Annotated in this window: 26 protein-coding genes and 2 pseudogenes; 14 read left to right on the top strand and 14 right to left on the bottom strand. The window is 70.7% G+C overall.

All coding sequences use genetic code 11. The features are described from left to right. Positions 1 to 60: 60 nt before the first annotated feature. Together N8I84_RS13040 and N8I84_RS13035 are read left to right on the top strand one after the other, a co-directional pair. Complete coding sequence (locus N8I84_RS13040; protein ID WP_263229687.1) at positions 61 to 642, top strand: TMEM165/GDT1 family protein; 582 nt, start codon at positions 61 to 63, stop codon at positions 640 to 642. A 199-nt stretch (positions 643 to 841) separates the two neighbouring features. After that, entirely contained in the window at positions 842 to 1,501 is a 660-nt protein-coding gene (locus N8I84_RS13035; RefSeq protein ID WP_263229686.1) for an HAD-IA family hydrolase, read from the top strand. 61 nt (positions 1,502 to 1,562) lie between these two features. Here N8I84_RS13035 and N8I84_RS13030 read toward each other — a convergent pair whose 3' ends face one another. Beyond that, on the bottom strand, positions 1,563 to 2,528 hold the full coding sequence (locus N8I84_RS13030) for a peptidoglycan-binding domain-containing protein (protein ID WP_263229685.1): 966 nt from the start codon (positions 2,526 to 2,528) through the stop codon (positions 1,563 to 1,565). A gap of 188 nt (positions 2,529 to 2,716) precedes the next feature. On the opposite strand from N8I84_RS13030, the gene N8I84_RS13025 reads away from it, so the two are divergent. Further along, on the top strand, positions 2,717 to 4,852 hold the full coding sequence (locus N8I84_RS13025) for an MDR family MFS transporter (protein WP_263229684.1): 2,136 nt from the start codon (positions 2,717 to 2,719) through the stop codon (positions 4,850 to 4,852). 10 nt (positions 4,853 to 4,862) lie between these two features. On the opposite strand, the gene N8I84_RS13020 is transcribed toward N8I84_RS13025, so the two are convergent. After that, positions 4,863 to 5,354 carry a GNAT family N-acetyltransferase gene (locus N8I84_RS13020; protein WP_263229683.1) on the bottom strand — a complete coding sequence of 164 codons (492 nt, stop codon included), beginning with the start codon at positions 5,352 to 5,354 and terminating at the stop codon, positions 4,863 to 4,865. A gap of 175 nt (positions 5,355 to 5,529) precedes the next feature. Between N8I84_RS13020 and N8I84_RS13015 the strand changes: the two genes are divergently transcribed. Continuing rightward, positions 5,530 to 6,204 carry a hypothetical protein gene (locus N8I84_RS13015; RefSeq protein ID WP_263229682.1) on the top strand — a complete coding sequence of 225 codons (675 nt, stop codon included), beginning with the start codon at positions 5,530 to 5,532 and terminating at the stop codon, positions 6,202 to 6,204. A 5-nt stretch (positions 6,205 to 6,209) separates the two neighbouring features. Then, positions 6,210 to 6,752, top strand: a complete 543-nt coding sequence (locus tag N8I84_RS13010; RefSeq protein WP_263229681.1) for a hypothetical protein — start codon at positions 6,210 to 6,212, stop codon at positions 6,750 to 6,752. Between the two features lie 202 nt (positions 6,753 to 6,954). On the opposite strand, the gene N8I84_RS13005 is transcribed toward N8I84_RS13010, so the two are convergent. Then, positions 6,955 to 7,374 (bottom strand): DnaJ family domain-containing protein, encoded by a 420-nt coding sequence (locus N8I84_RS13005; protein WP_263229680.1) that lies wholly within the window; start codon positions 7,372 to 7,374, stop codon positions 6,955 to 6,957. A gap of 118 nt (positions 7,375 to 7,492) precedes the next feature. Here N8I84_RS13005 and N8I84_RS13000 point away from each other — a divergent pair, with 118 nt between their 5' ends. Further along, on the top strand, positions 7,493 to 7,888 hold the full coding sequence (locus N8I84_RS13000; RefSeq protein WP_263229679.1) for an FHA domain-containing protein: 396 nt from the start codon (positions 7,493 to 7,495) through the stop codon (positions 7,886 to 7,888). 15 nt (positions 7,889 to 7,903) lie between these two features. Here N8I84_RS13000 and N8I84_RS12995 read toward each other — a convergent pair whose 3' ends face one another. Both N8I84_RS12995 and proP read right to left on the bottom strand, forming a co-directional pair. Next, positions 7,904 to 8,578 (bottom strand): O-methyltransferase, encoded by a 675-nt coding sequence (locus N8I84_RS12995; RefSeq protein ID WP_263229678.1) that lies wholly within the window; start codon positions 8,576 to 8,578, stop codon positions 7,904 to 7,906. 157 nt (positions 8,579 to 8,735) lie between these two features. Further along, positions 8,736 to 10,112: a glycine betaine/L-proline transporter ProP gene (proP, locus tag N8I84_RS12990; RefSeq protein WP_263229677.1), complete on the bottom strand. Its 1,377-nt coding sequence runs from the start codon at positions 10,110 to 10,112 to the stop codon at positions 8,736 to 8,738. 559 nt (positions 10,113 to 10,671) lie between these two features. Here proP and N8I84_RS12985 point away from each other — a divergent pair. Further along, positions 10,672 to 11,499: a glycerophosphodiester phosphodiesterase gene (locus N8I84_RS12985; protein ID WP_263229676.1), complete on the top strand. Its 828-nt coding sequence runs from the start codon at positions 10,672 to 10,674 to the stop codon at positions 11,497 to 11,499. Positions 11,500 to 11,713: 214 nt separating this feature from the next. On the opposite strand, the gene N8I84_RS12980 is transcribed toward N8I84_RS12985, so the two are convergent. From N8I84_RS12980 to N8I84_RS42710, 3 genes and pseudogenes are all read right to left on the bottom strand, one after another. Continuing rightward, positions 11,714 to 12,910, bottom strand: coding sequence for a hypothetical protein (locus tag N8I84_RS12980; protein WP_263229675.1), 1,197 nt, complete (start codon positions 12,908 to 12,910; stop codon positions 11,714 to 11,716). 11 nt (positions 12,911 to 12,921) lie between these two features. Next, complete coding sequence (locus tag N8I84_RS12975) at positions 12,922 to 14,772, bottom strand: SCO5717 family growth-regulating ATPase (RefSeq protein ID WP_313884343.1); 1,851 nt, start codon at positions 14,770 to 14,772, stop codon at positions 12,922 to 12,924. A gap of 168 nt (positions 14,773 to 14,940) precedes the next feature. Then, positions 14,941 to 15,504, bottom strand: a pseudogene (locus N8I84_RS42710) (RNA polymerase sigma factor); the annotation flags it as partial. 107 nt (positions 15,505 to 15,611) lie between these two features. Here N8I84_RS42710 and N8I84_RS43115 point away from each other — a divergent pair. After that, positions 15,612 to 15,734: pseudogene (locus N8I84_RS43115) on the top strand (XRE family transcriptional regulator); the annotation flags it as partial. Beyond that, positions 15,676 to 15,957 (top strand): DUF397 domain-containing protein, encoded by a 282-nt coding sequence (locus N8I84_RS12970; RefSeq protein WP_263229673.1) that lies wholly within the window; start codon positions 15,676 to 15,678, stop codon positions 15,955 to 15,957. The pseudogene N8I84_RS43115 and the gene N8I84_RS12970, both read left to right, overlap by 59 nt. Here the strand turns inward: N8I84_RS12970 and N8I84_RS12965 are convergent. Continuing rightward, positions 15,941 to 17,110, bottom strand: a complete 1,170-nt coding sequence (locus N8I84_RS12965) for a steroid 3-ketoacyl-CoA thiolase (protein ID WP_263229672.1) — start codon at positions 17,108 to 17,110, stop codon at positions 15,941 to 15,943. The two genes, N8I84_RS12970 and N8I84_RS12965, sit on opposite strands and share 17 nt — an antisense overlap. A 258-nt stretch (positions 17,111 to 17,368) precedes the next feature. On the opposite strand from N8I84_RS12965, the gene N8I84_RS12960 reads away from it, so the two are divergent. After that, positions 17,369 to 18,604: a cytochrome P450 gene (locus tag N8I84_RS12960; RefSeq protein WP_263229671.1), complete on the top strand. Its 1,236-nt coding sequence runs from the start codon at positions 17,369 to 17,371 to the stop codon at positions 18,602 to 18,604. A 133-nt stretch (positions 18,605 to 18,737) separates the two neighbouring features. Here N8I84_RS12960 and N8I84_RS12955 read toward each other — a convergent pair whose 3' ends face one another. After that, positions 18,738 to 19,424, bottom strand: a complete 687-nt coding sequence (locus N8I84_RS12955; RefSeq protein ID WP_263229670.1) for a YoaK family protein — start codon at positions 19,422 to 19,424, stop codon at positions 18,738 to 18,740. A 105-nt stretch (positions 19,425 to 19,529) separates the two neighbouring features. Between N8I84_RS12955 and N8I84_RS12950 the strand changes: the two genes are divergently transcribed. Beyond that, a complete protein-coding gene (locus N8I84_RS12950; protein WP_263229669.1) occupies positions 19,530 to 20,783 on the top strand; it encodes an alpha/beta hydrolase in 1,254 nt (417 codons plus the stop codon). Positions 20,784 to 20,891: 108 nt separating this feature from the next. Here the strand turns inward: N8I84_RS12950 and N8I84_RS12945 are convergent, their stop codons facing one another. After that, on the bottom strand, positions 20,892 to 21,320 hold the full coding sequence (locus N8I84_RS12945; RefSeq protein WP_263229668.1) for an aggregation-promoting factor C-terminal-like domain-containing protein: 429 nt from the start codon (positions 21,318 to 21,320) through the stop codon (positions 20,892 to 20,894). 395 nt (positions 21,321 to 21,715) lie between these two features. On the opposite strand from N8I84_RS12945, the gene N8I84_RS12940 reads away from it, so the two are divergent. Further along, a complete protein-coding gene (locus tag N8I84_RS12940) occupies positions 21,716 to 22,405 on the top strand; it encodes a phosphotransferase (protein WP_263229667.1) in 690 nt (229 codons plus the stop codon). A 49-nt stretch (positions 22,406 to 22,454) separates the two neighbouring features. Here the strand turns inward: N8I84_RS12940 and N8I84_RS12935 are convergent, their stop codons facing one another. Next, the gene (locus N8I84_RS12935) at positions 22,455 to 22,934 is read right to left on the bottom strand and encodes a nuclear transport factor 2 family protein (RefSeq protein WP_263229666.1); all 480 of its coding nucleotides are present in this window, start codon (positions 22,932 to 22,934) and stop codon (positions 22,455 to 22,457) included. A 43-nt stretch (positions 22,935 to 22,977) separates the two neighbouring features. Then, the gene (locus N8I84_RS12930) at positions 22,978 to 24,033 is read right to left on the bottom strand and encodes an MBL fold metallo-hydrolase (RefSeq protein WP_390898884.1); all 1,056 of its coding nucleotides are present in this window, start codon (positions 24,031 to 24,033) and stop codon (positions 22,978 to 22,980) included. A 495-nt stretch (positions 24,034 to 24,528) separates the two neighbouring features. On the opposite strand from N8I84_RS12930, the gene N8I84_RS12925 reads away from it, so the two are divergent. Beyond that, positions 24,529 to 24,693, top strand: coding sequence for a hypothetical protein (locus tag N8I84_RS12925; protein ID WP_263229665.1), 165 nt, complete (start codon positions 24,529 to 24,531; stop codon positions 24,691 to 24,693). A gap of 95 nt (positions 24,694 to 24,788) precedes the next feature. Here the strand turns inward: N8I84_RS12925 and N8I84_RS12920 are convergent, their stop codons facing one another. After that, entirely contained in the window at positions 24,789 to 25,178 is a 390-nt protein-coding gene (locus N8I84_RS12920) for a hypothetical protein (RefSeq protein ID WP_263229664.1), read from the bottom strand. A gap of 281 nt (positions 25,179 to 25,459) precedes the next feature. Between N8I84_RS12920 and N8I84_RS12915 the strand changes: the two genes are divergently transcribed. Next, positions 25,460 to 26,920 (top strand): aldehyde dehydrogenase, encoded by a 1,461-nt coding sequence (locus N8I84_RS12915; RefSeq protein WP_263229663.1) that lies wholly within the window; start codon positions 25,460 to 25,462, stop codon positions 26,918 to 26,920. Positions 26,921 to 26,922 lie beyond the last annotated feature (2 nt).

Genomic DNA, 26,922 nt, shown 5'->3' with positions numbered 1-26,922 from the left:
CCGAGGTGTCGAAGCGTTCACAGCACTCTCGGTGGGGCGGCCCCGACCGATTGAGGAACCTTGATCAGCATCACCGTCCTGGCGCTCGTCTTCGGCGTCATCTTCCTGGCCGAACTGCCGGACAAGACGGCCCTCGCCGGACTCGTCCTCGGCACTCGGTACCGCGCCTCCTACGTCTTCGCGGGCGTCGCCGCCGCCTTCACGCTGCACGTCGTGCTCGCCGTCGCGGCGGGCAGCGCGCTGACCCTGCTGCCGCAGCGGCTCGTGCACGCGCTGACGGGTGTGCTCTTCCTGGGCGGCGCGGCGATGCTGCTGCTGAAGAAGGGGGACGACGAGGAGGAGATCCGCAAGCCGGAGGACCAGTCCTTCTGGAAGGTGGCCGGAACGGGCTTCATGCTCATCCTGGTCGCGGAGTTCGGCGACCTGACCCAGATCATGACGGCGAACCTCGCGGCCCGCTACGACGACCCGCTGTCCGTGGGCCTCGGCGCGGTCCTGGGGCTGTGGGCGGTCGCGGGGCTCGGCATCGTGGGCGGCAAGGCGCTGATGAAGCGGGTGCCGCTGGGACTGATCACGAAGATCGCGGCGCTGGTGATGCTGGCGCTCGGGGCGTGGAGCCTGTACGAGGCCGTGGCCCGGTGACGTCGACGGGCCCGGCGGGGGTGGCCGGGCGGCGAACGGCTGGTGACGTCTTCGTGGGAGCGCTGGCGGGATCCCGCACGGTTTTGTACCGTGGAGGAACAAAGTGGCTCCCGTCCGTTTCCCCTGACCGGCGGGCGGGGCCGCCTTGTCCCCGCGGGGCCCGCACGTGCGGCCCCTCCGCCGTGTCTTGGAGTTGCCGATGACGGCCACCACCGTGCTCACCGCCCGCGCCCTCCTGCTGGACATGGACGGCACCCTCGTCAACTCCGACGCCGTCGTGGAGCGGATCTGGCGCCGCTGGGCCGACCGGCAAGGTCTGGACGGCGACGAGGTGATGAAGGTGGTGCACGGCCGGCAGGGTCACGCCTCGATGGCGCTGCTGCTGCCCGACCGGCCCGTCGAGCAGAACCTGGCGGACAACGCCCGCATGCTCGCCGAGGAGACCTCGGACATGGACGGAGTCGTGGCGATCCCCGGGGCCCGGGAGTTCCTGCACTCGCTGCGGGGGCTGCCGCACGCGCTCGTGACCTCGGCCGACGTGGCCCTGTCGACCGCGCGGATGGCGGCGGCGGGTCTGGAACTGCCGCCGGTACGGATCACCGCCGAGTCGGTCGGTGTGAGCAAGCCCGACCCCGAGGGCTTCCTGAAAGGCGCCGCGGACCTGGGCGTGGCCCCGGAGGACTGCGTGGTCTTCGAGGACTCGGGTGCGGGCATCGCGGCGGGACGCGCCGCGGGGATGCGGGTGGTGGGGGTCGGCCCCCGCGCGGGGCTGCACGGACCGGACGCGCTGGTGCCGGACCTGACCGGGGTGCGGGTGGACACCGCCGGGGACGGCACGATACGGCTCCACCTCGCCTGACGGTCCGCTCGCGCGCCGCAGTTCCGACGACGGGGCCCGGCCTCGCGGCGGAAGCCGTGGACTACGGCCGCGTCGTCTCCGATTCCAGCCTTGCTCTCGTTGCCGCGCCGTACACCCCCGGCTCGTCCTGTGTGATGCCCCGGCTGGTCTGGTAGTTGCGGACCGCGCTCTCCACCTGGGCGTCGTAGGTGCCGTTCGCGGGGCCCAGGTACAGGCCCAGTTGACGCAGGCGAAGCTGCAGTTCCCTGACCTCCGGGCCCTCGTCGCCGGTGCGCAGGGCGGAGGCGCTGTGCCGGGGCTGGGCGTGCGTGCCCGGGGACGCCGTTGTGGTGGGCGGTGCGGTCGTCGGTGTGCCGCTAGGGGTCGGCGACGTGGACGGCGTGGGGGACGGGCTCGACGGTGACGGCGACGGAGACGGGCTCGTACTCGGCGACGGCTTCCTGCTCGGCCGGGGCGCCGCCGCGGACACCGTTGCGGCCGGCACCGACGTACCGGCCGGCGACGACGCCTCCGGCACGCTCGCCCGTATCTCCTGCGGCAACGCACCGTCCCGCTTCGGAGGGTCGTAGGAGAACAGCCCGCTCGCGTAACCCGCCGCCGCCACGACCGCGACCATCGCACCCCCGGTGGCCAGCAGGACGGTGCGCCGCAGGCGCCGGGGCCGCGGCTCGGCGTCCGCGGGCACGGCGGCCGCCCGGTCCTCCACGTCGGGCACGGCCGGCAGAGCCGTCGTCACGTCCGGTACGGCAGCCGACCGCACCGTCGCGTCCGGCTCGTCCGGTACGGCGCCCAGCCGCACCGTCGCGTCCGGCTCGTCCGGTACCGCGCCCAGCCGTACCGTCTCGTCCCCCAGCTCCACATACGGCCTGATGCGCAGCGGATCGAAGTCCTCCGCCGCTGCCGCCTCCGCCGTGCGCGCCTCCTGGAGTGCCTCGGCCGCCCGCCGGGTGCATCCGCACGACGGTGTGCCGTCCCCTCGTCGCGGTGCCGCGCACTCCGGACAGGCCCGTCCGTTCGGTCCGTTCACGCGTGGGTCCCCTCCCCGCCGAATTCCAGAAATTATGCAGATCTCCCTCACGGAATCTCCCGGCAGCCCCCGGAATTCCTCCCTCCCATCAGGACTCAACAGGCCATAACAGGTCACACCCACCACGATGAGAGTGCACGATGGACGACAGCGCACGGAGGTCGTACGACCGTCCACGGGAGGCCTTCATGACCGATGACACCCAGGGCAGGGCGGCGGGGGAGGACACGCGTCCCACGGAAGGGGCCATACCCGGTACCGGGACCGGTGCGGGCACCGGCGGCTCCGTCGCCGCACGCCACGCGCCCGGCGACGACGGCGTGCACGGCGGCGTCCTCGTGTCCATCGGCGCACTGCTGCTCGGCATGCTGCTGGCCGCCCTCGACCAGACGATCGTCTCCACCGCGCTGCCCACCATCGTCAGCGACCTCGGCGGTCTGGAGCATCTGTCCTGGGTGGTCACCGCCTATCTGCTCGCCTCCACCGCGGCCACGCCCCTGTGGGGCAAGCTCGGCGACCAGTACGGGCGCAAGAAGCTGTTCCAGGCCGCGATCGTGCTCTTCCTGATCGGCTCCGCGCTGTGCGGCATGGCGCGCAACATGCCCGAGCTGATCGGGTTCCGCGCCCTGCAGGGGCTCGGCGGCGGTGGGCTCATCGTGCTGTCGATGGCGATCGTCGGCGACATCGTCCCGCCCCGGGAACGGGGCCGTTACCAGGGCCTCTTCGGTGCCGTCTTCGGTGCGACCAGCGTCCTCGGCCCGCTGCTCGGCGGCCTGTTCACCCAGCACCTCAGCTGGCGCTGGGTCTTCTACGTCAACCTGCCCGTCGGTGCGGTCGCCCTCGCCGTGATCGCCACGGCCCTGCACATCCCACGGAAGGCCGAACGGCACGTCATCGACTACCTCGGCACCCTCCTCATCGCCTCCGTCGCCACCTGCCTGGTCCTCGTCGCCTCGCTCGGCGGCACCACCTGGGCCTGGGGCTCACCGCAGATCGCCGGCCTGGCCGCCCTCGGTGCCGTGCTGCTCGTGGCGTTCCTCCTCGTCGAACGCCGTGCCGCCGAACCCGTCCTTCCGCTGAAGCTCTTCCGCGTCCGCACCTTCACGCTCTCCGCCGTCATCAGCTTCATCGTCGGCTTCGCGATGTTCGGCGCGATGACGTACCTGCCGACGTTCCTGCAGATCGTCCACGGCATCAGCCCCACCCTGTCCGGTGTGCACATGCTGCCGATGGTGGCCGGCATGCTGCTGTCCTCCACCGCCTCCGGCCAGATCGTCAGCCGCACCGGCCGCTGGAAGGTGTTCCCGATCGCGGGCACCGCCGTCACCACCATCGGTTTGCTCCTGCTGCACCGGCTCACCGAGAACAGCAGCACCGCGGAGATGAGCGGCTACTTCTTCGTCTTCGGCCTCGGCCTCGGCCTCGTCATGCAGGTGCTGGTGCTGATCGTGCAGAACGCCGTCGCCTACGAGGACCTGGGCGTCGCCACCTCCGGCGCCACCTTCTTCCGCTCCATCGGCGCCTCGTTCGGTGTGGCCGTCTTCGGCACGATCTTCGCGGGCCGCCTCGCCGACAAGCTCGTGGCCGCGCTCGCCGGGCATCCGCTCCCGCCGGGCGTCACCCCGGCCGCCCTGAAGGCCGACCCGCGCGGAATCGCGGCCCTGCCGCCCACCGTCCGGCCCTCCGTGCTGCACGCGTTCTCCTCCTCCATCACCGACGTCTTCCTCTACGCGGCCCCGGTCGCCCTGCTCGGCTTCGTCCTGGCCTGGTTCCTGCGCGAGGACAAGCTGCGCGGCTCGGTCACGGCACCGGACGTGTCGGAGACCCTGGCGAGCAACCCGGTGCACCGCTCGTCGTACGAGGAGGCCGGTCGCGCGCTGTCCCTGCTCGGCTCCCGGGAGGGCCGCCGGCAGATCTACGAGAAGATCACCAGGCGGGCCGGGTACGACCTGCTGCCCGCGACGAGTTGGCTGCTGCTGCGGATCAAGAAGCACGGCTGGGCCGAGCCGGCGCTGCTCGCGGAGCGCAGCTCGGTTCCGCTGCCCGTCATCATCGCCGCCGCGCGGCAGGTGGAGGAGCGGCGCCTCGGCGTGCGCGAAGGGCTCGACCTGGTGCTGACCGAACAGGGGCGCGAGGTCGCCGACCGTCTCGCCGAGGCGCGTGAGGAGTCCCTGGCCGAACTGCTCGGCGACTGGTGGGGCCCCGACCGTCCGACCGACCTGATCAAGCTGGTCCAGGAACTGAACGCGGAACTGTGCGGCTCGGACGCGGAACGCCCGCACAACGGCTCGACGACGCCGCGACAGCTCGGCCGGGCCGTCTAGGGCGGCTTGCTCAGGTCAGCTGCTTGGCGAACCAGTGCTCGGCGTAGTCGTTGTCGTTGTACGGCGCTGTCTCCTCGTATCCCAGACGCGCGTACAGGGCGCGGGCCTCCACCAGATCGTTGCGGGTGTCGAGCACCATCCGTCCGGCGCCCAGTGCGCGGGCCGCGTCCTCGGCGGCGGTCACCAGGAGCGGGGCGCCGCCCTTGCCACGCACGTCCGGGTGCACGAAGACCCGCTTGAGCTCGGCAGTCGCCGGATCCATCAGGCGTACGCCCGCCATGCCCGCCGGGCGGCCGTCATGACGGGCCACCAGCAGCACACCGCCGGGCGGCGCCAGGTAGTCGCCCCTGTCGGCGGCGATCTCGCGCTCCAGCTCGCCAGGCTCCGTGCGACGCCCCTCGTGCAGCAGATACCAGCGGTCGCTGACCTCCGTGTAGTACGCCCGCCACAGCGCGGCGGCGACCGGGGAGTCGAAGGGTTCCGGGGCGATGGTCCAGCTCATGCGGCACATTCTCCAAAGGGCCCGGGAGGGGCACGCAAACGAATTACGTGCGCCCCTCCCGGGCCTTGCGGCGGCACGGGGCCGGGCGGCTCGTTTGGGCGCGGCCGTCCGGGCAACCCGGGCGGGAGACGGCCCGCCGGGCCGTAAGACCTGAAGGCAATCCCGGAAGGCACCCATGTCCACAGGCTGGATCATCGCTCTGATCGTGATCGTGATCGTGGCGGCCGCCCTCGCGGGCGCTGCCGCCGTGTCCCCGAAGGCCCGGGGCGCGGTCGGCGGTCGGAGCCTGAAGCGCCGCTTCGGACCGGAGTACGAGCGGACCGTGGCCCGGCACGACGGCGACACCAAGGCCGCGGAGCGCGAACTGACCGAGCGGCTGAACAAGTACGGCGCGTTGAACGAGCACCCGCTGGAGCCGGCCGAGCGCGAACGGTACGCGGCGCGCTGGACCGCCGCGCAGGAGCGCTTCGTCGACTCCCCGGGTGAGGCGGTGGCCGAGGCGGACCGCCTGCTCGCCGAGCTGGCGGGCGTGCGGGGGTTCCCGGACGGCGCGCGCTACGAGGAGCAGCTCGACGCGCTGTCCGTGCACCACGCCCATCACGTCCACGGCTACCGCCGGCTGCACCGGGCCGCCCACGCCCCGGACACCGGCGTCTCCGCGGACGGCTCGGACACGGAGGAGATGCGCGAAGCCATGCTGGAGGCGCGTGCGCTCTTCGAGGACCTGGTGGCACCCCCGCGCCGGCAGTCGGCCGGCCCCACGGAGAAGACGCCCCGGCACGCCGCCGGCAACGCCGGGCAGTCCCGTCTGCCGTGGGCGTTCCACAGGCAGCATGTGAAGGGGAGTTGAGGGCGATGACGGAATGGACACCGGGCGGCGCCGCTGAACGCCCGGAAGCGACGGGGCGTCGGCCCGACACCGGAGAGCCCCGATCGGCGGCGGAGTTCCGGCCCGAGACGGGTGAGCGCCGGTCGGGCGCGGAGTTCCGGCCGGAGGCAGGGGAGTCCCGGGTCGCGGGCGAGTACCGGCCCGGGACGGGTGAGCCCCGGCCGGCGGCGGAGTTCCGGCCCGATACCGGCGAGTCCCGGCCGTCCGCGGCGGGCTCCTCGCGGGAGCCCCGGCTGCTGCCGCGCGACGAGTGCGACAAGTTCGAGCTGCGGTTGCAGCACGCGGTCGGCAGGTTCGTCGACCGGCCCAAGGAGGCCGTGGAGGAGGCGGACCAGGTGGTCCAGGAGGTCGCCTCGCGCCTCGCGGAGGCCGTGTCCTCACGGCGCCGGACCCTGAAGGCGTCCTGGCAGGAAACGGGCGACACCGCCCACCCGACGGGCGACACGGAACAGCTGCGACTGGCGCTCCGGGACTACCGGGCGACGGCGGAGCGGCTGCTGAACATGTGAGCGACTCCCCGGCGAGCGGGCCCGCCCGGAGTGCGAGCGGCCCCCGGCGAGCGGGGCCGACCCGGACGACACCTCCGGGTCGGCCCCGCTCGCCGTGTCACTGCGTCGGTCCCGCGGCCGCTCGGCTCGACGGCCGCTGTGGTCGGCTTCCCGACGGCCGCTGTGGTCGGCCTGCGCCTTCCCCGGCCCGTCTCCCGGGCGCTCAGCCTGCTCCCGAGCGACCCCCGTGGCGTTCACGCCACTCCTCGACGACCGCCTCCACGTCGTACGGCTTCAGGCCCAGCGGCGGGCCCGGCGGCGGCTTGAACATCATGTCGCGGATCTTCACGTTCAGCTGCTCGACCAGTCGCCGTGCCACCCGCTCCGACGGTGCCTGAGCGGCCGCCGCCAGCGTGTCCTCCGCCTCCTTGCGCAGGGCCAGTGTCGGCGGCAGGACCGAGATCCCCTCGCGGGCCATCTTGCGCTTGATCCACCACAGCTCGTCGTACGCCGTGTCACTGACGGCCGGTGACGGCTCTCCCGCGCCGGCGAGGTTCGAGAACTCTCCTCGTGCCTGGGCGTCACGGATCTGCTTGTCGGCGAACGACTCGAAGCTGACACCAGGTGGCTTGCGCTCGGTCATGGGTTCATTGTGCGCGACGTCACCCGGCGGGGCGATCGGGCGAATTATCATTCCGGCGCGGCACGCCAATCGGGCCGGACCGCAGCACACTTGAACCGCCGCACCAGAAGGAGCGCACGTGCTCGAACTCACCATGGCCTCGGTTTCCGCGGCGGACGCCGGGGCGACGGCCGGCATGCAGATGGCCGACGCGCCCAGCGACCCGGGCACCGTGCTGCGGGTGGGCCGGGACAGGTCCGTGTGCCGGCTGGCGACCCCCGACGACTGGCTGTTCGTCTCCCGCGTCCATCTGGAGTTCCAGTGCGGCCCCGACGGTGTCTGGCAGGTCACCTGGCTGCGCGGCTCCCAGCCCGACCCCTCCTCAGAGGTCCTGCTCACCCTCGCCGGGCACCCCGCGCAGCCCCTGCCCTACGGCGGGGCGGTCGAGCTCCCGCAGGGCGCCCCCGGTGAGCTGGTCATCCAGGACCGCGCCGCCCCGCGCAGCGTCAACGTGGGCTTCTACCAGGAGGCCTGAGGGCCGCCCGGGTGGTCAGCCCACCACCCGGGCCAGCGCGAACCCGTCGTGCCCCTTGCTGCCCACCGTCTGCACCGCCGTCGCGCTCAACTTCGGGTTCGAGGCCATCAGTTCCAGCGCGGCCCGGGTCCCCCGCACGCTCGGGTCCTCGCTGCCCGCGTCGGTGACCTGGCCGCCGCGCACCACGTTGTCGAGGACGATCAGGCTGCCGGGGCGGGTCAGCTTCAGCGCCCACTCGACGTAGTGCGCGTTGTTGACCTTGTCCGCGTCGATGAACACCAGGTCGAACGGCTCGCGCTGCTCCTCGGCCAGCTTGGGCAGCGACTCCAGCGCCGGACCGACGCGCACCTCCGTGATCCCGGCGAGGCCCGCCCGTTCCAGGTTCCGGCGGGCGACCTCCGCGTGCTTGGCCTGGTACTCCAGCGTGATCAGCCGGCCGTCCGCGGGCAGGGCGCGGCCCAGCCAGATCGTGCTGTACCCGCCGAGCGTGCCGATCTCCAGGATGTGGCGGGCGCCCTGGATCCGGGCCAGGAGCTGGAGCAGCTTGCCCTGGTTCGGCGCCACGTTGATGTGCGGCAGTCCCGCGTCGTCGCTGTCCCGCAGGGCCGCGGTGAGCGCCTCGTCCTCGGGGGCGAGCAGGTCCGTGAAGTAGGCGTCGACGTCGTCCCAGAGCTGTTGCGCTGTGCTCATGCACCATGCCTTTCATATGGCTGGTTAGATCACCTAACTAGGCTCCCTAACGAATATAGCCAGGGCAGGGTGGCGTGTCAGCCGATTTCCACCAGTCGGGTGACGTGCCGCACGGTCGAGCGGCACGTCACCCGGGAGTCGGCTCAGGTGGACCGGATCAGCGCTTCGCGCCGCGCTCCAGCGACGGTGCCGAACCCGGCAGCGGGCGGCCCGCCGACTCGGTCATGAACCACACCGCGGCACCGCCGATCACGGCCGCCGCCATCATGTAGTAGGCGGGCATCATCATGTTCCCGGTCGCGCCGATCAGCGCCGTGACCACCAGCGGGGTCGTGCCGCCGAACAGCGACACCGAGACGTTGAAGCCGATCGACAGCGAGCCGTAGCGGACCCGGGTCGGGAAGAGGGCCGGCAGGGCGGACGGCATGGCAGCCGTGAAGCAGACCAGCAGCAGACCCAGCGCGCCCATGCCGAGCGCGACCGCGAGCAGGCTGCCCTGGCGGATCAGCAGGATCGCGGGGACGGACAGGAACAGAAAGCCCGCGCACCCCGCCGCGATCACCGGACGGCGGCCGACCCGGTCGGTCAGCGCGCCCACGAACGGCTGCACGATCATCATCAGCGCCATCACGGCGAGCACGACCAGCAGCCCGTGCGTCTCGTCGTACTTCAGCTCACTGGTCAGATAGCTCGGCATGTACGACAGCAGCATGTAGTCGGTGACGTTGAAGACGAGCACCAGCCCCATGCACAGCAGCAGCGCCTTCCACTGGCCGGCGATCATCTCGCGCAGCGGCACCTTGGGCCGGGCGGCCTCGGCCTTCTCCACCTCGGCCGCGAAGGCGGGGGTCTCCTCCAGGCGCAGCCGCAGGTAGAGGCCGATGACGCCCATCGGGCCGGCGATCAGGAACGGGATCCGCCAGCCCCAGGACACCAGGTCCTCGGAGGACAGCAGGGCCGTCATCAGGGTGACCAGGCCCGCGCCGCCGATGTAACCGGCGAGCGTGCCGAACTCGAGCCAGCTCCCGAGGAAGCCGCGCCTCTTGTCCGGCGCGTACTCGGCGATGAACGTGGACGCGCCCGCGTACTCGCCACCGGTCGAGAAGCCCTGCACCAGCCGGGCCACGAGCAGCAGGACCGGCGCGCCGACGCCGATCGCCGCGTAGGACGGGATCAGACCGATCGAGAACGTGCCGATCGCCATCATGATCATGGTGACGGCGAGCACCTTCTGCCGCCCGACGCGGTCGCCGAGCGGCCCGAAGACCATGCCGCCGAGCGGACGGACCAGGAAGGCCGCGGCGAACGCGCCGAAGGTGGACAGCAACTGCGCGGTGGAGTTGCCGGACGGGAAGAACACCTTGCCCAGCGTGACCGCGATGTAGCTGTAGACACCGAAGTCGAACCACTCCATGGCGTTGCCGAGCGCGGCGGCCTGTACGGCACGCTTGACGAGTGCCGGGTCGGTGACGGTGGCGTCGGAGGGCTTGGGGGCGGGGGTGAAGCGCGAAGCGGCAACTGTGGCAGCCGACAAGAGTTCGCTCGCCTACCTTTCGACGGGGACAGGGGCGGGCCCGCCGTAGTACGAGGCGTGCGTGTCTGCTGCGTCTCGTACGGCGGACCGGTGGGTCGGCCGCAGAGGGGCCGGCCGTTGCCGGTCAGGGCCCGGCCGCAGGACCGCGAGGACGGGCCGAGAGGGCGACCGCGGCGGCCCTGGGGCCAGGGTCTGGCACGGCGATGGGCCAGGACCAGCTACAGGAACAAGACTTGCCACAAAGGCGAGCCGAAAAACGACCATAAGGGAACTTGCCCTCATAACGGACGGTAACCGGATCGGCGCGCAGAGCGCGAAAAGGCGCCGTGTCCAGGAGCGACGGCCGCACTGTGACCCGCCGCCATCCGGTCGTTCTGTGATCCATCTCGCGTACCGCACTGGAACCGGACCGGCCGTCCACGAACCGTCGAGTAAGATCGCCGGGTTCATCGCTTCGCTCAACTCAATGGGCTTCCACGGGGGGATTGCGTACATGGGACGGCGCGGCACGCCCGGTTCGGCCCGTCCGACAGCGCGTCGGAGATACGTGCTGCCACTCATGGTGACGACGGCCGCGGTCGCGACCGCGTGCGTCTCCGCACTGACCGGCCGGACGCCCGGGACACCCGCGGCTCACGCGCCGCAGAAGAGCCCCGCCGTCGACTGCTCCGGCACCCGTGTCATCGGGCACCGCGGCTCTCCGCGGCGCGCGCCGGAGAACACGATCGCCTCCTTTCAAGCGGCGGCGGCTCACGGAGCCGACTACGTGGAAACCGATGTGCAGGTCACCGAGGACGGCGAGCCGGTCATCATGCACGACGCCACCGTGGACCGCACGACCGACGGAACCGGCCGCATCGATCAGCTCACCGCGCAGGAGGTGTCCCGGCTGACGGTGAAGGGCGGCGGGCACGTCCCGACGCTGCGTCAGGCGCTGTCCGCCGTCAAGGCGCTTCCGGTCCGGTTCCTCCTGGAGATCAAGGGGCCGCAGACGCCCGCGGCGGTCGACCAGGTCCTGCGCCTGGTCTCCGAGTCCGGAATGACCGAACGCACCGTGGTCCAGTCCTTCGACGAGAACATCGTCCTGCACGCGGCGGCCTCACCGTACAAGATCAAGCCGGCCCTGCTCCGGGACAGGGTCGACGCGGACCCCGTGGCGACGGCGCGGAAGTTCTCCCTGGCCGCCTACGCGGTGAACTTCAACAGCCTCAAGGCGCACCCCGACGCGGTGCGCCGACTCCACGCGGCCGGTGTGCAGACGTTCGTGTGGACGGTCGACGGCGACAGCAAATGGCGGACCGCGACGTCGTGGGGCGTCGACGGCGTCATCACCAACACCGCTGACCGGTTCTTCCAGTGGCGGAAACATCACTGTGCCCAAAAATGACCTGGTGAGAGAGGTTCAGCCTGTACGCAGCAGAGCATTGAAGGCTCTGCCTTCACGCTCCTGGTAAGACGCTGTTCGCGGCCCTCATCCACGTGCGCGTCAGTGGCTTCGTCGTCAGCTCAGGGCAGGGATACAAGCGGCCGCCTGCAGCGGTGGTGTCTGCTGCCTGCCCTGCCCCGATCAACAGGGTTTCGCTCTGTCAGGCTTCACGTGCTCACTGGTTCTCCAGCGGCCGATTCTGACGCATGACGTCGCCGATGACTGTGGCGACGTGAGGAAGGTTCCAGTACGCCGAGTGGGTCCACATGCCCGTGCTGGCCTGATGGCTTACGGGGAGGTCCACCGGAGCGGTTCCGTCGTGCAGCTGGAACACCTTGGAAGCGGCGAAGGCCAGAATGTCCAGTGGCTCCCAGAGGTTGGTCCAGCGGTTCAGGGAAGCCGGCAGATGCACGGGCGTGCTGCCTCCGTAGGGGGTCAGTTGCCCTCCTCTGGGATCGCACACATGGAAGAAGGCAGCCTGGGAGCCGAACGTGATCAGGGATTCGGTCCACAAGGGTGCGGTGGCGGTGGCCATGTCAACGGCGATGACGCCACCCAGGCTGTGGGCCACGATGCGCACCGGTCGGGCGGAGCTACGCCCGAGTTCGGGGTGTACTTCGTCGATGACCTGCCGTACGCGGGCGTGAACAGCGTCCCGGTGGCGTTGGTAGACGAGCACGTCGCCGAGGAAGCGTGTGGTGCCGGGCCCGAACCGGCTGCGTACGGCGTGGTTCAGCCGTGCCCCCACCGCCTGAACGGCTGCGCCCGCGACACGGTCCAGGTCCTTCAGCCGACGCCGCACCAGGGAACGGACGCGGCTGTGAAGATCGGTTCCTCCGCCGCGCAGTCCGTGATACGAGTCGTCGTAGTCGGGATCGGTTTCATCCAAGAGTGACCGTGCCAGAGAGCGCCCGGTCTCAAGCAGCAACTGCGCGTCGTCGGTACGGCAGAGCCACTCGGTGTCGGCCCACGCCTCCCTCACGTACTCAAGGATCTCGTCGGGATCGAGCTTGTCGCGGCCGCTATCTCGCAGCCCCTCGTCCTGCGCGTCGTTCCCTGCGCTCAGCTGTTCGCGGACGGCGGCATCGAGCAGCGACAGCTGCCGCACTTCGTCGATCGTCTCGGTTAACAGGGCAGCGGCAAAGTGCTTGGCCATGACGGGCTCCGGTGCCTCGCCGTCACGCAAGGTGTCCGTATCAGTGCGGTAGACGGGCAGTGTGGCGTCGATGAACCGGTCCTGCGCACCCAGGTCACCCCAGTGCACCGGGACCATGTCGACTCCGGCCGCCGCAGCAAGTGCCGAGACGGCCGCGGTGAACTCGTCCCGGTCACGATTGGCGACGCCGTGGATGACGAAGACCGGATCCTTCACGTGCTACTCCTTTATGCGCTGATGTGCACGGTCGCTGCGGGACTGCCGTACACGGCGTACGCCAGCCATGTCGGATCGCCTCCGTGCAGGTCGTGGGTGGTCCGCCGGGCTGTGAGCGAAGCCTTGCCGAGTGGCTGCCGGTGGGTGATCAACTGGTCGTAGAAGGTTTCGGCGAACTGCAGCGCGGATCGTGACCGTACGGGCCAGAGGGTGCCGACGAAAGCGCCCGCGCCCGCGGTCAGGAACTGGGGGGCCCACCCCAGGCTCTCGCCGAACCAGTCGATCTCCCCGGCGCTTCTGCAGGCGTTGAAGAACACGAGAGGGCGATGGGTGCGCAGGGTTCGCAGTTGTGCGGCCGACGCGAGGTCGATGGGGTCGAACGGTCCGTCAGCCATGGTCACGCACGAGCCGGTGCCCGTGAAAGCGTTGTGGCAGGCGAAGTGGAGCAGGCCGGCGTGGCCGCCCTTGATCAGCGCGGTAAGGGCCGCCCGCTCGGTCAACACCCCGGCGTCGGATACGGCTGTTCCCAAGCGGGCACGAAGGGATCTCACTTCCTCGCCCGCGTCGTCTGGAGAGCCGGGAGGAACCACGAACGCCACGTCCGGCAGACGCAGGCTGCGGACTCGGTCCTGCCCGTGCACCCGCCGCACCACGGGAAGCCACTCCGCCAGGAAGCCTCTGTTCTCGTATCCCGCGTTCAACGGATACAGCAGTTCCCAGGGGACGATGTCGTGCTCCCCCAGGACGGTGAAGGCCGTGACATGGTCGGACTCTTCCCAGAATTGGCTCTGGATGCGCTGCGGGACCACGGATTTCCACAGCTCTACGCCTTGACTCTCCAAACGGTCGGGCAGCCACGATGCTCCGCCGCCCGTCGCGGCGGCCTTCGCGGCTTTCCTCAGCTCGGCGTATATGGCCTCGGTGGCTTTGCGGGGGTCGCCGGCCCGGAAGTCGACGATCTCCCGCGCGTAGAACGTCTCGCTGATCAGTTGGAAGCTGAAGGCGCCGTCGCCGTCCTCCTTCAGGACCTGGAGAGTGACTTCCCCGGGGTCGAAGGCCATGGAGGCCAGCGATGCATGGCGTTGCGGGCCGTCTCTTGTGACACTTCCGTGCCCAACCGACGTCTGACATGTCACTTCACCCAGGAAGGTGCCGCCCCGGAACGCCCGCACCGTCACCTCATGCAGCCCCGGCTTCGATGCCCTCAACCGGAACAGCAGCACGTCCGAGTCCCGGCCGGGCCACAGGTGCAGCTCCTGGTACAGGTCATCGATGGCCTCAAGGCCAGGAGCGTGAACGGTGACCATCACCTGGGCCCCGCCGGGCGGGAGCATGAAGGAGCGCAACTGCACACCCCTTTCACTGCCATGGACAATCTGCACATGCAGCGGTACCACTCGCCCGGGCGAGGTCTGCTCGACCAACTCCGCGACCAGGGAGCGCGGCTCCATCGAGCCGATCTCAGGGGGGCCGGTGTCCGAAGGCGGAGTGACAGGAGGCTGGGGAGGACTCGCCGAAGTGGTGTCCGACTGCGACTGCGCAGGCGGGGTGGTGGGACCAACCGCCGGCACCTGCGACGCCGGCCCCGCGGTGCCCGGGGCGTTCTGCATGTACCAGGCAGGTGGGACGTAGTCGATCGTGAACTCGCCCGTCAGCTCCGTGGTGTTCTCGACGTCCCCGGCTTCATCGTCGGAGGTTGTCCACCCACCACGGATTCCGTCCCGGTCCGACCTCGACCGGCCCGTAGAGGCCTGAGACTCGTCGTCTGGCGAAGCTGGGACATCCGGCGCTTCGGTGGCTTCGGCTTCCCAGATTTCGGCGAGGTCGGCGTTGAGTTGCCGAAGTTCGAAGGGTGCTGGCAACGTGGCTACGCGCGTGCCATGAAGAGGAACCGAATGCGAATGGCTCCCGTGACCGGCAATGAATACCTTTCGGGGACCGGCAGCGGGGCCAGGGAACGAGAAGTTGCAGTGTGGTGTGGACTGCTCGGGAGCGGCAGCGTCGTCAGCACTGTCGCTCCCACTGTTTTCCCTGGCCTCGATACGGGCTCGAAGGCGGCGCAGGCAGCGCTGGCGCATGGGCCCGATGCTGCCGACGGGGATACCCAGTGCGGCGGAAACCTCCGCGTAGCTGGGCGGCGGTGAGGCAATGAGCACGCGCAGCAACTGCCTGCACCGCTCCCCGAGTTCCTCGAACTCCTGCCATATGATCCGGCTTCGCTCAGCCTCGGCTGCCGCCTCCTCGGAGTCGAGGAAGGACTGCTCGGTCGTGCGGTCTTCACTTCCCGAGTCCGGGAGCTGCGGACCGTCTGTCTGGGACAGCCGTCTTGAGCTCTTGAGTACCTTCAGGCACTCATGCCGCGCTGTGCTCGCCAGCCACACCCCCGCCTTCTCTGGTTCCGGGATCCTCCCCAGGTGCTGGGCGAAGCGGAACCACACGGTCTGATAGACCTCGTGCCCGTCGGCGTCGGGGAGCCGGTGCGCCCGCACCACGGACCACACCAGTGGGCTCAGTGCTTCCACCAGCGCCTTCCACGCCGCTGCGTCGCCGTCTACGGCGGACTGAACCAGCGCGCCGACATCTGCTCGGTCCACGGCACACCCCTCGTATAGGGCATGTCATCGTACGCTGCGGAACTATCCGCTCCGCCACACACGTCGGAAGCCGAGGAACTGCCGTCTCACACGATGAAGTCGCGCATCGGGCCGCCGCGCTCTCCCTCAGGGACTCGGCGGAGCTGATCCGGCACGTGATGGAGGGACGTTATGGAGAGCAACGCGACTCTGGCGGGGATCCAGTGGCGGAAGTCCAGCTACAGCAGTGACCAAGGCGGCGACTGCGTCGAGTGCGCGCCGCTCGGCGCCCTGGCCGCCTGGCGTAAGTCCAGCTACAGCGGAGACCAGGGCGGCAACTGCGTGGAGATCGCCGAGGTCCCCTGCGCCACCGTAGCCGTACGCGACTCCAAGACGCCCGCCGGGCCGGTGCTCACCCTCGCACCGGCCGCCTTCTCCGCGTTCGTCTCCTGGGCGGCTACAACCGCTGAATGATCGTCCCGGTCGCCAGCCCGCCCCCGGCGCACATCGTCACCAGCGCGAACTCCTTGTCCGTGCGCTCCAGTTCGTGCAGTGCCGTCGTGATGAGCCGGGCCCCGGTGGCTCCCACCGGGTGGCCCAGCGCGATCGCGCCCCCGTTGACGTTCACCTTCTCCAGGTCCTGGTCGAAGACCCGCGCCCAGCTCAGGACCACTGACGCGAACGCCTCGTTGATCTCCACCAGGTCGATGTCCCTCAGGGACATCCCGGCCTTCCCCAGTACCGCCTTGGTCGCGTCGATCGGGCCCTCCAGGTGGAAGTGCGGGTTGGAACCCACCAGGGCCTGGGCCACGATCCGGGCCCGCGGGCGCAGCTTCAGCGCGCGCGCCATCCGCTTCGACGCCCACATGATCGCAGCCGCGCCGTCCGAGATCTGCGAGGAGTTGCCCGCCGTGTGCACCGCCGTCGGCATGATCGGCTTCAGCCGGGACAGCGCCTCCATCGACGTGTCGCGAAGGCCCTCGTCCCGGTCGACGAGCCGCCACATGCCCTGGCCGGCCCGCTGCTCCTCCTCCGTCGTCGGCACCTGCACGGCGAACGTCTCACGTTTGAACCGCTCCTCCGACCAGGCGATCGCCGCCCGTTCCTGGGAGATCAGGCCCAGCGCGTCCACGTTCTCGCGGGTGAGGCCACGGTGGCGGGCGATCCGCTCGGCCGCCTCGAACTGGTTCGGGAGGTCCACGTTCCACTCGTCGGGGAAGGGCTTGCCCGGACCGTGCTTGGAGCCCGAGCCGAGCGGCACCCTGGACATGGATTCGACGCCGCATGAGATGCCTACGTCGATCACGCCCGCCGCGACCATGTTGGCCACCATGTGCGACGCCTGCTGGGACGAGCCGCACTGGCAGTCGACCGTCGTCGCCGCCGTCTCGTAGGGCAGGCCCATCGTCAGCCACGCCGTGCGCGCCGGGTTCATCGACTGCTCGCCGGCGTGCGTCACCGTGCCGCCGACGATCTGTTCGACGCAGTCGGCGGGGATGCCGGTGCGGCCGAGGAGTTCACGGTAGGTCTCGCCCAGGAGGTAGGCGGGGTGCAGATGGGCGAGCGCGCCGCCGCGCCTGCCGATGGGGGTGCGCACGGCTTCGACGATCACGGGTTCCGCGGCCATGGGGGCTCGTCCTCTCCTCGGTCACCCGCGCGGCGCGGGCGTCCCGGCCCACCCGCCACGCAGAACTAGTACGCGTTCTAGTTCTGTGTGCAGTTTGCTGACAGGGTGTCCAGGGCCGCAAGGGTCGTGCAGCCTCCGAAGTCGTGATCTGCACGAGTCTCGCACGCAATCGGGGCGCCGTGCCCCTTGCGGCTTGTAGAACCCGTTACTACCTTCACCGCAATTCCTGATGGACCGTCAGAATGGTGGGAGTCGCCCATGCCCTGTCCCGCGCTGCCCGACGGGTTCGACTTCACCGATCCCGATCTGCTGCACCACCGCGTGCCCCTGCCGGAGTTCGCCGCACTGCGCCGGGCCGAACCGGTGTGCTGGGTACCCCAGCCGGCCGGGCTCGCGGGCTTCCAGGACAAGGGGTACTGGGCGGTCACCCGGCACGCCGACGTCAAGTACGTCTCCACGCACCCCGAGATCTTCTCCTCGTCCCTCAACACCGCGATCATCCGCTTCAACGAGCACATCGAGCGCGACTCGATCGACGCCCAGAGGCTGATCATGCTGAACATGGACCCGCCTGAGCACACCCGGGTCCGCCAGATCGTCCAGCGCGGCTTCACCCCGCGCGCCATCCGGGCCCTGGAGGAGCGGTTGCGGGCCCGCGCCCGGGCCATCGTGCAGGGTGCCCTCGCCCACGACGGCCCCTTCGACTTCGTCACCCAGGTCGCCTGCGAACTGCCGCTGCAGGCCATCGCCGAGCTGATCGGCATCCCCCAGGACGACCGGGCCAAGATCTTCGACTGGTCAAACAAGATGATCGCGTACGACGATCCCGAGTACGCCGTCACCGAGGAGGTCGGCGCCCGGTCGGCCACCGAGATCATCGCGTACGCCATGAACATGGCCGCCGACCGCAAGCAGTGCCCGGCGAAGGACATCGTGACGACGCTGGTGGCCGCCGAGGACGAGGGGAATCTCAGCTCCGACGAGTTCGGGTTCTTCGTGCTGATGCTGGCCGTCGCCGGCAACGAGACCACCCGCAACGCCATCACGCACGGCATGCACGGCTTCCTCACCCACCCCGGCCAGTGGGACCTCTACAAGCGGGAGCGGCCCCGTACCGCTGCCGAGGAGATCGTCCGCTGGGCCACCCCGGTCAACGCCTTCCAGCGCACCGCCACCCAGGACACCGAGCTCGGCGGCAAGCAGATCAGGAAGGGCGACCGCGTGGGGCTCTTCTACTCCTCCGCCAACCACGACCCCGAGGTCTTCGACCACCCCGACGGCTTCGACATCACCCGTGACCCCAACCCGCACCTCGGGTTCGGCGGCGGAGGCCCGCACTACTGCCTCGGCAAGTCCCTGGCCGTCCTGGAGATCGACCTCATCTTCGACGCGGTCGCCGGAACCATGCCGGACATCAAACCGGCAGGCGACCCGCGCCGCCTGCGCTCCGCCTGGATCAACGGCGTGAAGGAGCTCCCGGTCACCGCGGGCTGACGGACCCGGGCCGCCGGCCTCCAGGCGCCGTCGGCCCGACCCGAGGGAGGCAGGGGCATCCCCCCTACGCCCCGCCCCTGCCTCCCCCGAGACCCGCGCGGCGCAGCCGCCTCGCCGTCCGGGTCGCCCACAGTCACTCCCGCTCGGACGCGACCACCGCCAGCACGGCCGTCGTCACCGCCGTGAGCAGCAGGGGCCAGCCCAGGCCGTGGTGGACGACCAGCCACCCGCCGAGGACAGCGCCCGCCAGCAGGCAGATCGCCGAGGCCGCGCGGCGCCGGGAGCGCCTGCCCGTGCCCCCGCCGAGCCGGGAGTCCGAGGCGAGCCCGGTCAGGGTCGAGGTGAGGACGGTGGTCGTCGTCAGGTCGGGCACGGCCAGCTTCCGTACCGTCGCGTTGCGCACCCCCATCGCGAAGGCCGTCACCGCGATCAGCGTGTACCTGGTCGTGGTGGTGCCCGGCGCGATGAAGGCGACCGCCGCCGACGCCCCGAGCAGCACCGCCTCGACCGCGAGCGCCATCCGGGCCCAGGCGCGCCGCGACCCGCCGCCGTACCGCCGGCCCGCGCGTCCGCCCGCCACCGCCCCCACCAGGAACGACCCCAGCGAGATCACCGCGTGCGAGGTGGAGAAGCCGGGCGCCCCGGCGGCGGCGAAGCCGAGCACCACCACGTTGCCGGTCATGTTCGCCGTGAAGACGTGCCCGAGCCCGAGGTAGCTCACCGCGTCGACGATCCCGCTGATCACGGTCATCACCAGGAGCGCGGGCACCAGACGCAGTCCGCGCGTTCCGGGTTCCTCCACCGGTGTGTCAGTGCTCATAGGGGCCTCCGGGCAGTGGTGACGGGCGCGGTGTACCCAGGTACACCCCGGACGCGGGGGATGTTCGGATGTCCGGGCGAACGGGGCGGCCCATAGCCTCGGACCATGGGTGAGGACACGCACAAACACCAAGAGAACCATACGAGTTGGACGGTCGGACGCGGGCTCGCCGCCGCCGCGGCCTTCCTGCTCGCGAGCGTCGCCGCGGCCCCCGCGGTCGCGGCGACGCACACGCCGGACGGCACAGCGCCCCGTCGCGGCACCCTCGTCTCGCTTACCCCGGTCGTGTCCCGGGGCGCCACCGGCGTACGGACCTTCCTGGCCGGCCGGGACATCGCCACGGACACCGTGCGGTACGGCGTGACCGGATACCGGCTGACGTACCGGACCGTCGACCCGTACGGGAAACCCACGACAGCCACCGGTCTGCTCACACTGCCCGCCGGCGGCGCGCACCGGCTCGACCTGGTGTCGGACACGCACGGCACGATGGTGTACCGCGGTGACGCCCCCTCCGTGGGCGACGACTTCGGCCGCATCCCCTCCTACCTGAACGCGAGCGCCGGCCGTGCCGTCGCCGCGCCCGACTACCTGGGCCTCGGCGAGGGCCCCGGCCGCCACCCCTACATGGACACCCGCTCCTCCGTCACGGCGTCCGTCGACATGCTGCGCGCGGCCCGTACGGCGGCCGCCCGCCTCGGCAGGCCGCTCACCGGCGACGTCTATGTGACGGGCTTCTCCCAGGGCGGGCAGGTCGCGATGGCGCTCGGGCGCGCGCTGCGGCAAGGGGCCGACCAGACGTTCCGGCTCAAGGCGCTGGCGCCCGTCAGCGGCCCGTACGACATCGAGGGCCAGGAGGTCCCGGCGCTGTTCGACGGCCGGGTCAACGACACCAGCGGTGTGCTGTACACCGCGTACTGGCTGGTCGCGCAGAACCGCCTGCACCACCTCTACGACAAGCCGTCCGAGGTGTTCCGCGCCCCGTATGCGGACCGGGTGGAGGCCCTGTTCGACGGCACCCACGCGGACGAGGACGTCGTCAAGGCGCTGGCGCCCAGTGTGGGCGAGCTGCTCACGCCGGCCTTCCACGAGCGGATGCGGCATCCGAGCGGTGCGCTGCGGGCCGCGATGCGTGCGGCCGACGGCACCTGCGACTGGAAGCCCGAGGTGCCGGTGCGGCTGTACGCGGGGGCGGCCGACACCGACGTGCCGATCGGGAACGCGCGAAGCTGCGCCACCGGACTCAGCGGGCACGGCGGGCGGGTGCGGCTCGTGAACCAGGGGCAGGTGGACCACTTCGGGTCGTTCGCGGTGTCGGCGCCGCAGGTGGTGCGGTTCTTCGACGCGGTGCGCCGCTGACCCAGGACGCCGAAGGCGGCGGCCCCGGAATCGGGGGCCGCCGCCTTCGTGAGGTCGTGGGACCTGTGTGGTCGCTCGGGACCGCTGTGGTCGCGTGGACCGGCTCGATCAGTACCAGTGGTGGGTGGACCAGAAGTTCCACGCCGCGGCGGGGCTGCCGTAGCGGGAGTTCATGTAGTCCAGGCCCCACTTGATCTGGGTCGCCGGGTTGGTCTTCCAGTCCGAGCCGGCGGACGCCATCTTCGAGGCGGGCAGCGCCTGGACCAGGCCGTAGGCGCCGGAGGAGGCGTTGGTGGCGTGGGGGTTCCAGCCGCTCTCATGCGAGACGATCTTGTTGAACGCTTCGTACTGCGCCGGGTCCGGGATCATCTGGTGCGCGATCGCCTGGGCGGAAGAAGCCGAGCCGGGCGCCGCGGTCGGGGTGGCGGCCTGGGCGGGCGCCGAGGTGAGCAGCGCGCCGGTGGCGGCGGCGGCGACGGCGGTGGCGGCGATGGCCTTCTTCGGGGAAGCGATGCGGCGGATGAAGGAGACGGTCACAGGAAACCTTTTCGTCGGGTACATGGGGGGCCGCGCACATGCCGGAACCGCGAGGAACGCGGTGGGGGGCATGCGTCGGCGCCGCGACCCGGGTGGGCTCGTCGGCGCCTGGCGACGTCATCCAGAGAAGCAGGCCGACGAGGTGTCCGCAATGACCCCTTTTACTAGTTGTGGTCGCATCCGCCGGAAAGGTCTTGTGTGTGATCTGGCTCTCAAACCGCAGGTCGCACGGGCAATTGGCGCATGCATGCCATGAGGATGGATCTACGGTCGGGCGTCGTAGGTGACGGCGGTCACGTGGGGCTCGTCACGGTTTGGGTCACGGATCGCCAATAGTGGATATACGGTGCGGAATCGGGCGGTGTGACCCGTGCCGCACGAACGGGGGTGCAGATGTGACCGGCGTCGCAGGCGTGAAGCCCGGAAGACTGCTCGGGTCCGGTCGCAGCGCGGACGTGTACGAGATCGACGAGACCTGGGTGCTGCGCCGCTACCGGCACCCGCACGGGGACGCGGCCGCCGAGGCCCTGGTGATGGGGCACCTCCGCGACCACGGCTATCCCGTGCCCGGCGTCCGCGCTGCGACGCGCGGCGACCTCGTGATGGAGCGGCTGTACGGCCCGACGATGCTGGACGCGCTCGTGGCCGGCCGCCTCGGTCCCGAGGGGGCCGGCACGATCCTCGCCCGGCTGCTGCGCGAGCTGCACGCGCTCCCCGCCCGCCGCTCCGCCGCACCGGCCGTGCGCATCCTCCACCTCGATCTCCACCCGCTGAACGTGATCATGGCCGCGGACGGCCCCCGGGTCATCGACTGGGCCAACGTCGAGGAGGGGTCGCCCGGGCTCGACTGGGGCATGTCCGCGGTGATCCTGGCGCAGGCCGCCGTGGTCGGCGAACCTCACGTGGACGGCGTGCGCGAACTGCTGGGCGCGATGCTGGCGGGCCAGGCCGGTGCCTCGGCGCTCACCGAGGAGGGTCTGGCTGAGGCCCGCAGCCGCCGCGCGGCGAACCCCACCATGAGCGACCGCGAGGTCGAAGCCCTCGGGGAGGCCGAGGCGTTGGTCCGCGCGCTGCTCCAGCGCTGATCCGAAGGACAGGCCCTTGGAGCCCCGGGCCCCCATTTTGTTCGGGCTCTCAGCCGGCCGGGAGCCGCGTGGTCGGGCCGCCGAAGGGCAGGTGGAGGGTCCGGGAGGCGAGCAGCCAGGCGCCGTCGGACTTGCGGAACGTGTCCTCGTAGTGGCCGACCTGGACCGGCGGGCCGGGCGGCACCATGGCGCCGGAGTAGCCGTCGACGCGGTACGTCGTGAAGTACGACGTGGCCTCGGCCGTGTCCGGCGACGTCACCGTGACGAGGATGTTGGACATGATCCGGCGCGAGAGCCGGTCCGCCGGCCGTGACCCGAAGTACTCCCGCAGTGCTTCCCGTCCCTCGGACCGCCGCCCGTCTCCCGGTGCCGGCCACTGCCAGACGCCGTCCTCGGTGAACAGCTCGGCCACGGAGGAGGGCTCGCCCAGGTCGAGGCGGCGGACGAAGTCGACGACGAGGCGCTCACAGGCGCGTTCGGCCAGAAGGCGTTCCAAGGGGTCCAGGTGTTCCATGTGTTCGTGGTCCATGTGTCTGGGTACCAACTGCGGAACGCGCCGCGCCAGCGCTTTTTCACGCCGCCACGTACGCCACCGGATCGCTCCCCGCCACCGCCTCCGCCCGGCCCAGCTTCACCAGCCGGCGCAGATGGGCCTCGGCCTCCGCGACCGCGATGTGCCGTGATCCGTACGGGATCTGCTCCCAGGGGCGGTTCCACTCCATGCGTTCGGCGAGCTGCCAGGGGGTGAGCGGGGCGGACAGCAGGGTCAGCAGCCCGCTCAGCCGCTCCCCGTGGTGTGCCAGCAACTCCCGTACGCGGCCCGGCGCGTCGGTGAACGCGTGCTGGTGGGCCGGCAGCACCTCGGCGGGCTCCAGACGGCCGACGCGCTCGAGGGAGTCGAGGTAGTCGCCGAGGGGGTCGGTCGCGGTGGTGTCGTCCGGGTCCTCGTACAGGCCGATGTGCGGGGTGATCTCGGGGAGCAGGTGGTCGCCCGAGAACAGGCGGCCGTGGCCCGGGAGTCCGGCCGGGTGGTCCTCCTCCAGGTGGAGGCAGACATGGCCGGGCGTGTGTCCCGGCGTCCAGATCGCGCGCAGGCGGCGCCCGGGGAGGTCGAGAAGTTCCCCGGGGACGATCTCGCGGTCGGGCAGCGTGGGGCTGAGGCCCGGAAGGTCCCGGCGGCCGTGCGCGGCGCGTAGCGGGGTCAGATGCTCCTCGGGGGCGCCGGCCGCGGCCAGCTTGTCGGCCATGTACGCGTACCAGCGTTCGGGGCGGGTCTCGCGTGTCCGCCGTACGACCGCGGTGTCCGCCGCGTGCATGGCGACCCACGCGCCGGACGCCTCGCGGACCCTTCCGGACAGGCCGTGGTGGTCGGGGTGGTGGTGCGTGATGACGACGCCGAAGACCTCCGCGGGCGAGGCGCCGCACGCCGCCAGGCCCTGCGCGAACGCGTCCCAGGAGTCCGGGTCGTCCCAGCCGGTGTCGATCAGCACCGGGCCGCGGTCGGTGTCGACGACGTGGACGAGCGTGTGGCCGAGGGGGTTGTCCGGGATGGGAACCCGGAAGGACCGTACGCCCCCGCCGTGGTCGCGCGCCTGTGCCACCGGCTCCCCGTCCTGACTCGTCGTCATCGCGCCTCCACCCCGCCGTTGGCCATTGCCCACTATAACTAGAACTGGTTTCAAGAGACGCTCAGGTCGACTGATCTCGTCGGCGGCCGGGTCGACCTGATCCGATGTGACCGCTGCCTTTCATGGTTTGTCGACGAAGGGCGCTCCACGAGTTTGCTGCTACGACAGCAACCAAAAGCGGTGCAGCTAGGTCTCACGGACATGAGCCCTCGTTTTGCAGCGCCGGGTGCGACACGACTCCGCGTGGTCCGACTGCTCGGGGTCGGCACGGTCGTGATCGGTGCGGTAGCCGGGTGCACCACCCGGCCGACGGTGTGCGCGGCCTCGGCGGTGTTGGCGCTCCCCTCCGTCGACCTGAACGTCTCGGCCTGGACGCGATCGCACCCACAGGCGACAGTGCGAGCCTGCGCCGACACTCACTGCGTGTCGTACCCGGCCGGAGAAGTCGGAGCAGACCTGCACGTCCCGACTTCGCCCGGCACCGACCCACACCGCATGGTGACCATCACCCTCACCGCGGACCAGACCGGACAGCAGGTACTCCGGACCGACACCCGGGTGCGGCTCGTGCACCACACCGCGCACGATCCGTGCGGACCGCGCGACTGGTGGACGGCGTCGGTCACCCTCACCGCGACGGGACGACTCCAGCCGGGCTGATCATCGGCCACGGCTTCCCGGGGCGGCCTCCGCGGATCCCCCGTTGTTCCCCATGGCTCCCCGTCCGATCGGGCACATGAGGGGCATGCGTGCCGCTAGCCGTCCAGCCTTGCCCAGAAGCGCCGTTGTGCAGGCCAGAGCAAGGCGGTGACGGTCACGCCTGCGGAGAGTCCGAGCGCCCAACACCACCAGACCGAGAGCACAGTGCCGAGCAACAGGGCGGGGAGCACGAAGAACAAAGTCGCAAAGACGAACACGAAGAGGACGAACGTTGTGATCAGGTGGCGCCTCAGCCACGACGCCGCCCCGGCGCGCCCGAAGATCGTCGCCAGCCACCAACTGTAGACCGCGGTGCCTTCGAGCAGTCCCCATGTGGTACCGAACCGCGCCCAGGCTATTGCGCCGGGAAGCAACGGCCAGGCCCATAGGAAGACCTGCTTGGGAACACTCATCGGCTCGCCGGCCGCATCCTTGAAGACGAACACCGTTGTCCTCCGAGCGCTCGACGATGCCGCCCGTTGACTAGAACGCAGGCAGTGCGGCCGGTCAAGCCATTCGCTTCGGTCGTCGCCTGCGTGAGCCGCCGACGCGGCCCGCAGCCGCCGACGGCCCCTGACGGCCCAAAGGTTCCGAACTCGCCCGTGGTCACCGGGAACCGCTGGTCAGGACATTCTTGTGTCGTCCGTGGACTACTTCAACTAGAACTGGTATCAGTTCTGAAATACCGTCAGGAACGGTACCGCCGGCTCCGCAGGAGGCAGTCGCCATGACCGAGCTCGTGGAACACGGACAGCTGTTCATCGGCGGGGAGTTGACCGACCCCCTGGGTGAGGACGTCATCGAGGTGGTCTCCCCGCACACGGAAGAGGTCATCGGGCGGGTGCCGCACGCCTCGCGGGAGGACGTCGACCGGGCCGTCGCCGTGGCACGCCGCGCCTTCGACGAGGGGCCCTGGCCGCGGATGACGCTCGACGAGCGGATCGGGGTCGTGACGAGGATCAAGGACGCGATCGCGGTACGGCATGAGGAGATCGCCCGCGTGATCTCCTCCGAGAACGGCTCCCCGTACTCCTGGAGCGTCCTCGCGCAGGCGCTCGGCGCGATGATGGTGTGGGACGCGGCGATCACGGTCGCGCGCGACTTCACGTATGAGGAACGGCGGGACGGCGTTCTCGGGAGGATCCTGGTGCGGCGCGAGCCGGTCGGGGTGGTGGCGGCCGTCGTGCCGTGGAACGTGCCGCAGTTCGTGGCCGCCGCCAAGCTCGCGCCCGCGCTGCTCACCGGCTGCACGGTGGTGCTGAAGCCGTCGCCCGAGTCTCCGCTCGACGCGTACCTCCTCGGTGAGATCGCCCGTGAGGCCGGGCTGCCCGAGGGCGTGCTGTCGATCCTGCCCGCGGACCGCGAGGTCAGTGAATACCTCGTGGGGCATCCGGGGATCGACAAGGTGTCCTTCACCGGCTCGGTCGCGGCCGGCAAGCGGGTCATGGAGGTCGCCGCGCGGAACCTGACGCGCGTGACCCTGGAGCTGGGCGGCAAGTCGGCGGCCGTGGTGCTGCCGGACGCGGACGTCGGGACGACCGTGGCGGGGGTCGTCCCGGCCGCCTGGATGAACAACGGCCAGGCCTGCGTCGCCCAGACCCGGATCCTGGTGCCGCGCTCGCGCTACGACGAGTTCGCCGACGCCTTCGCCGCCGCGGCGAGCGCCCTCGTGGTCGGTGACCCGCTGGACCCCGCGACGCAGGTCGGGCCGCTGGTGGCGCGGCGGCAGCAGCAGCGCAACCTCGACTACGTCCGCATCGGCCAGGAGGAGGGGGCGAAGATCCTCACCGGCGGCGGGCGGCCCGCGGGTCTGGAGCGTGGCTGGTACGTGGAGCCGACGCTCTTCGGCGACGTGGACAACTCCATGCGGATCGCCCGGGAGGAGATCTTCGGGCCCGTCATCTGCCTGCTGCCCTACGGCGACGAGAGCGAGGCCGTGAAGATCGCGAACGACTCCGACTACGGGCTGAGCGGCAGCGTGTGGACGGCGGACGTGGAGCACGGCATCGAGGTCGCCCGGCAGGTCCGCACCGGAACGTACTCGGTGAACACCTTCAGCCTCGACATGCTCGGCCCCTTCGGCGGCTACAAGAACTCCGGGCTCGGGCGGGAGTTCGGCCCCGAGGGGTACGGCGAGTACCTGGAGCACAAGATGATCCATCTGCCGGCCGGGTACGGGGAGGCGTAGCC

This window comes from Streptomyces cynarae, from assembly GCF_025642135.1.
Classification (GTDB): domain Bacteria; phylum Actinomycetota; class Actinomycetes; order Streptomycetales; family Streptomycetaceae; genus Streptomyces; species Streptomyces cynarae.
The sequence above is the reverse complement of the archived record's forward strand: the minus strand, read 5'-3'. Positions and strand labels throughout refer to the sequence as shown.

What these genes read in the sequence shown, in the direction of transcription:
- N8I84_RS13035 (WP_263229686.1), top strand. Translation starts at nt 842, where the DNA reads ATGACGGCCACCACCGTGCTCACCGCCCGCGCCCTCCTGCTGGACATG.
- N8I84_RS13025 (WP_263229684.1), top strand. Translation starts at nt 2,717, where the DNA reads ATGACCGATGACACCCAGGGCAGGGCGGCGGGGGAGGACACGCGTCCC.
- N8I84_RS13020 (WP_263229683.1), bottom strand. Translation starts at nt 5,354, where the DNA reads ATGAGCTGGACCATCGCCCCGGAACCCTTCGACTCCCCGGTCGCCGCC.
- N8I84_RS13015 (WP_263229682.1), top strand. Translation starts at nt 5,530, where the DNA reads ATGTCCACAGGCTGGATCATCGCTCTGATCGTGATCGTGATCGTGGCG.
- N8I84_RS13010 (WP_263229681.1), top strand. Translation starts at nt 6,210, where the DNA reads ATGACGGAATGGACACCGGGCGGCGCCGCTGAACGCCCGGAAGCGACG.
- N8I84_RS13005 (WP_263229680.1), bottom strand. Translation starts at nt 7,374, where the DNA reads ATGACCGAGCGCAAGCCACCTGGTGTCAGCTTCGAGTCGTTCGCCGAC.
- N8I84_RS12995 (WP_263229678.1), bottom strand. Translation starts at nt 8,578, where the DNA reads ATGAGCACAGCGCAACAGCTCTGGGACGACGTCGACGCCTACTTCACG.
- N8I84_RS12985 (WP_263229676.1), top strand. Translation starts at nt 10,672, where the DNA reads ATGGTGACGACGGCCGCGGTCGCGACCGCGTGCGTCTCCGCACTGACC.
- N8I84_RS12970 (WP_263229673.1), top strand. Translation starts at nt 15,676, where the DNA reads ATGGAGAGCAACGCGACTCTGGCGGGGATCCAGTGGCGGAAGTCCAGC.
- N8I84_RS12965 (WP_263229672.1), bottom strand. Translation starts at nt 17,110, where the DNA reads ATGGCCGCGGAACCCGTGATCGTCGAAGCCGTGCGCACCCCCATCGGC.
- N8I84_RS12960 (WP_263229671.1), top strand. Translation starts at nt 17,369, where the DNA reads ATGCCCTGTCCCGCGCTGCCCGACGGGTTCGACTTCACCGATCCCGAT.
- N8I84_RS12955 (WP_263229670.1), bottom strand. Translation starts at nt 19,424, where the DNA reads ATGAGCACTGACACACCGGTGGAGGAACCCGGAACGCGCGGACTGCGT.
- N8I84_RS12950 (WP_263229669.1), top strand. Translation starts at nt 19,530, where the DNA reads ATGGGTGAGGACACGCACAAACACCAAGAGAACCATACGAGTTGGACG.
- N8I84_RS12935 (WP_263229666.1), bottom strand. Translation starts at nt 22,934, where the DNA reads ATGGACCACGAACACATGGAACACCTGGACCCCTTGGAACGCCTTCTG.
- N8I84_RS12930 (WP_390898884.1), bottom strand. Translation starts at nt 24,033, where the DNA reads ATGACGACGAGTCAGGACGGGGAGCCGGTGGCACAGGCGCGCGACCAC.
- N8I84_RS12925 (WP_263229665.1), top strand. Translation starts at nt 24,529, where the DNA reads ATGGTGACCATCACCCTCACCGCGGACCAGACCGGACAGCAGGTACTC.
- N8I84_RS12915 (WP_263229663.1), top strand. Translation starts at nt 25,460, where the DNA reads ATGACCGAGCTCGTGGAACACGGACAGCTGTTCATCGGCGGGGAGTTG.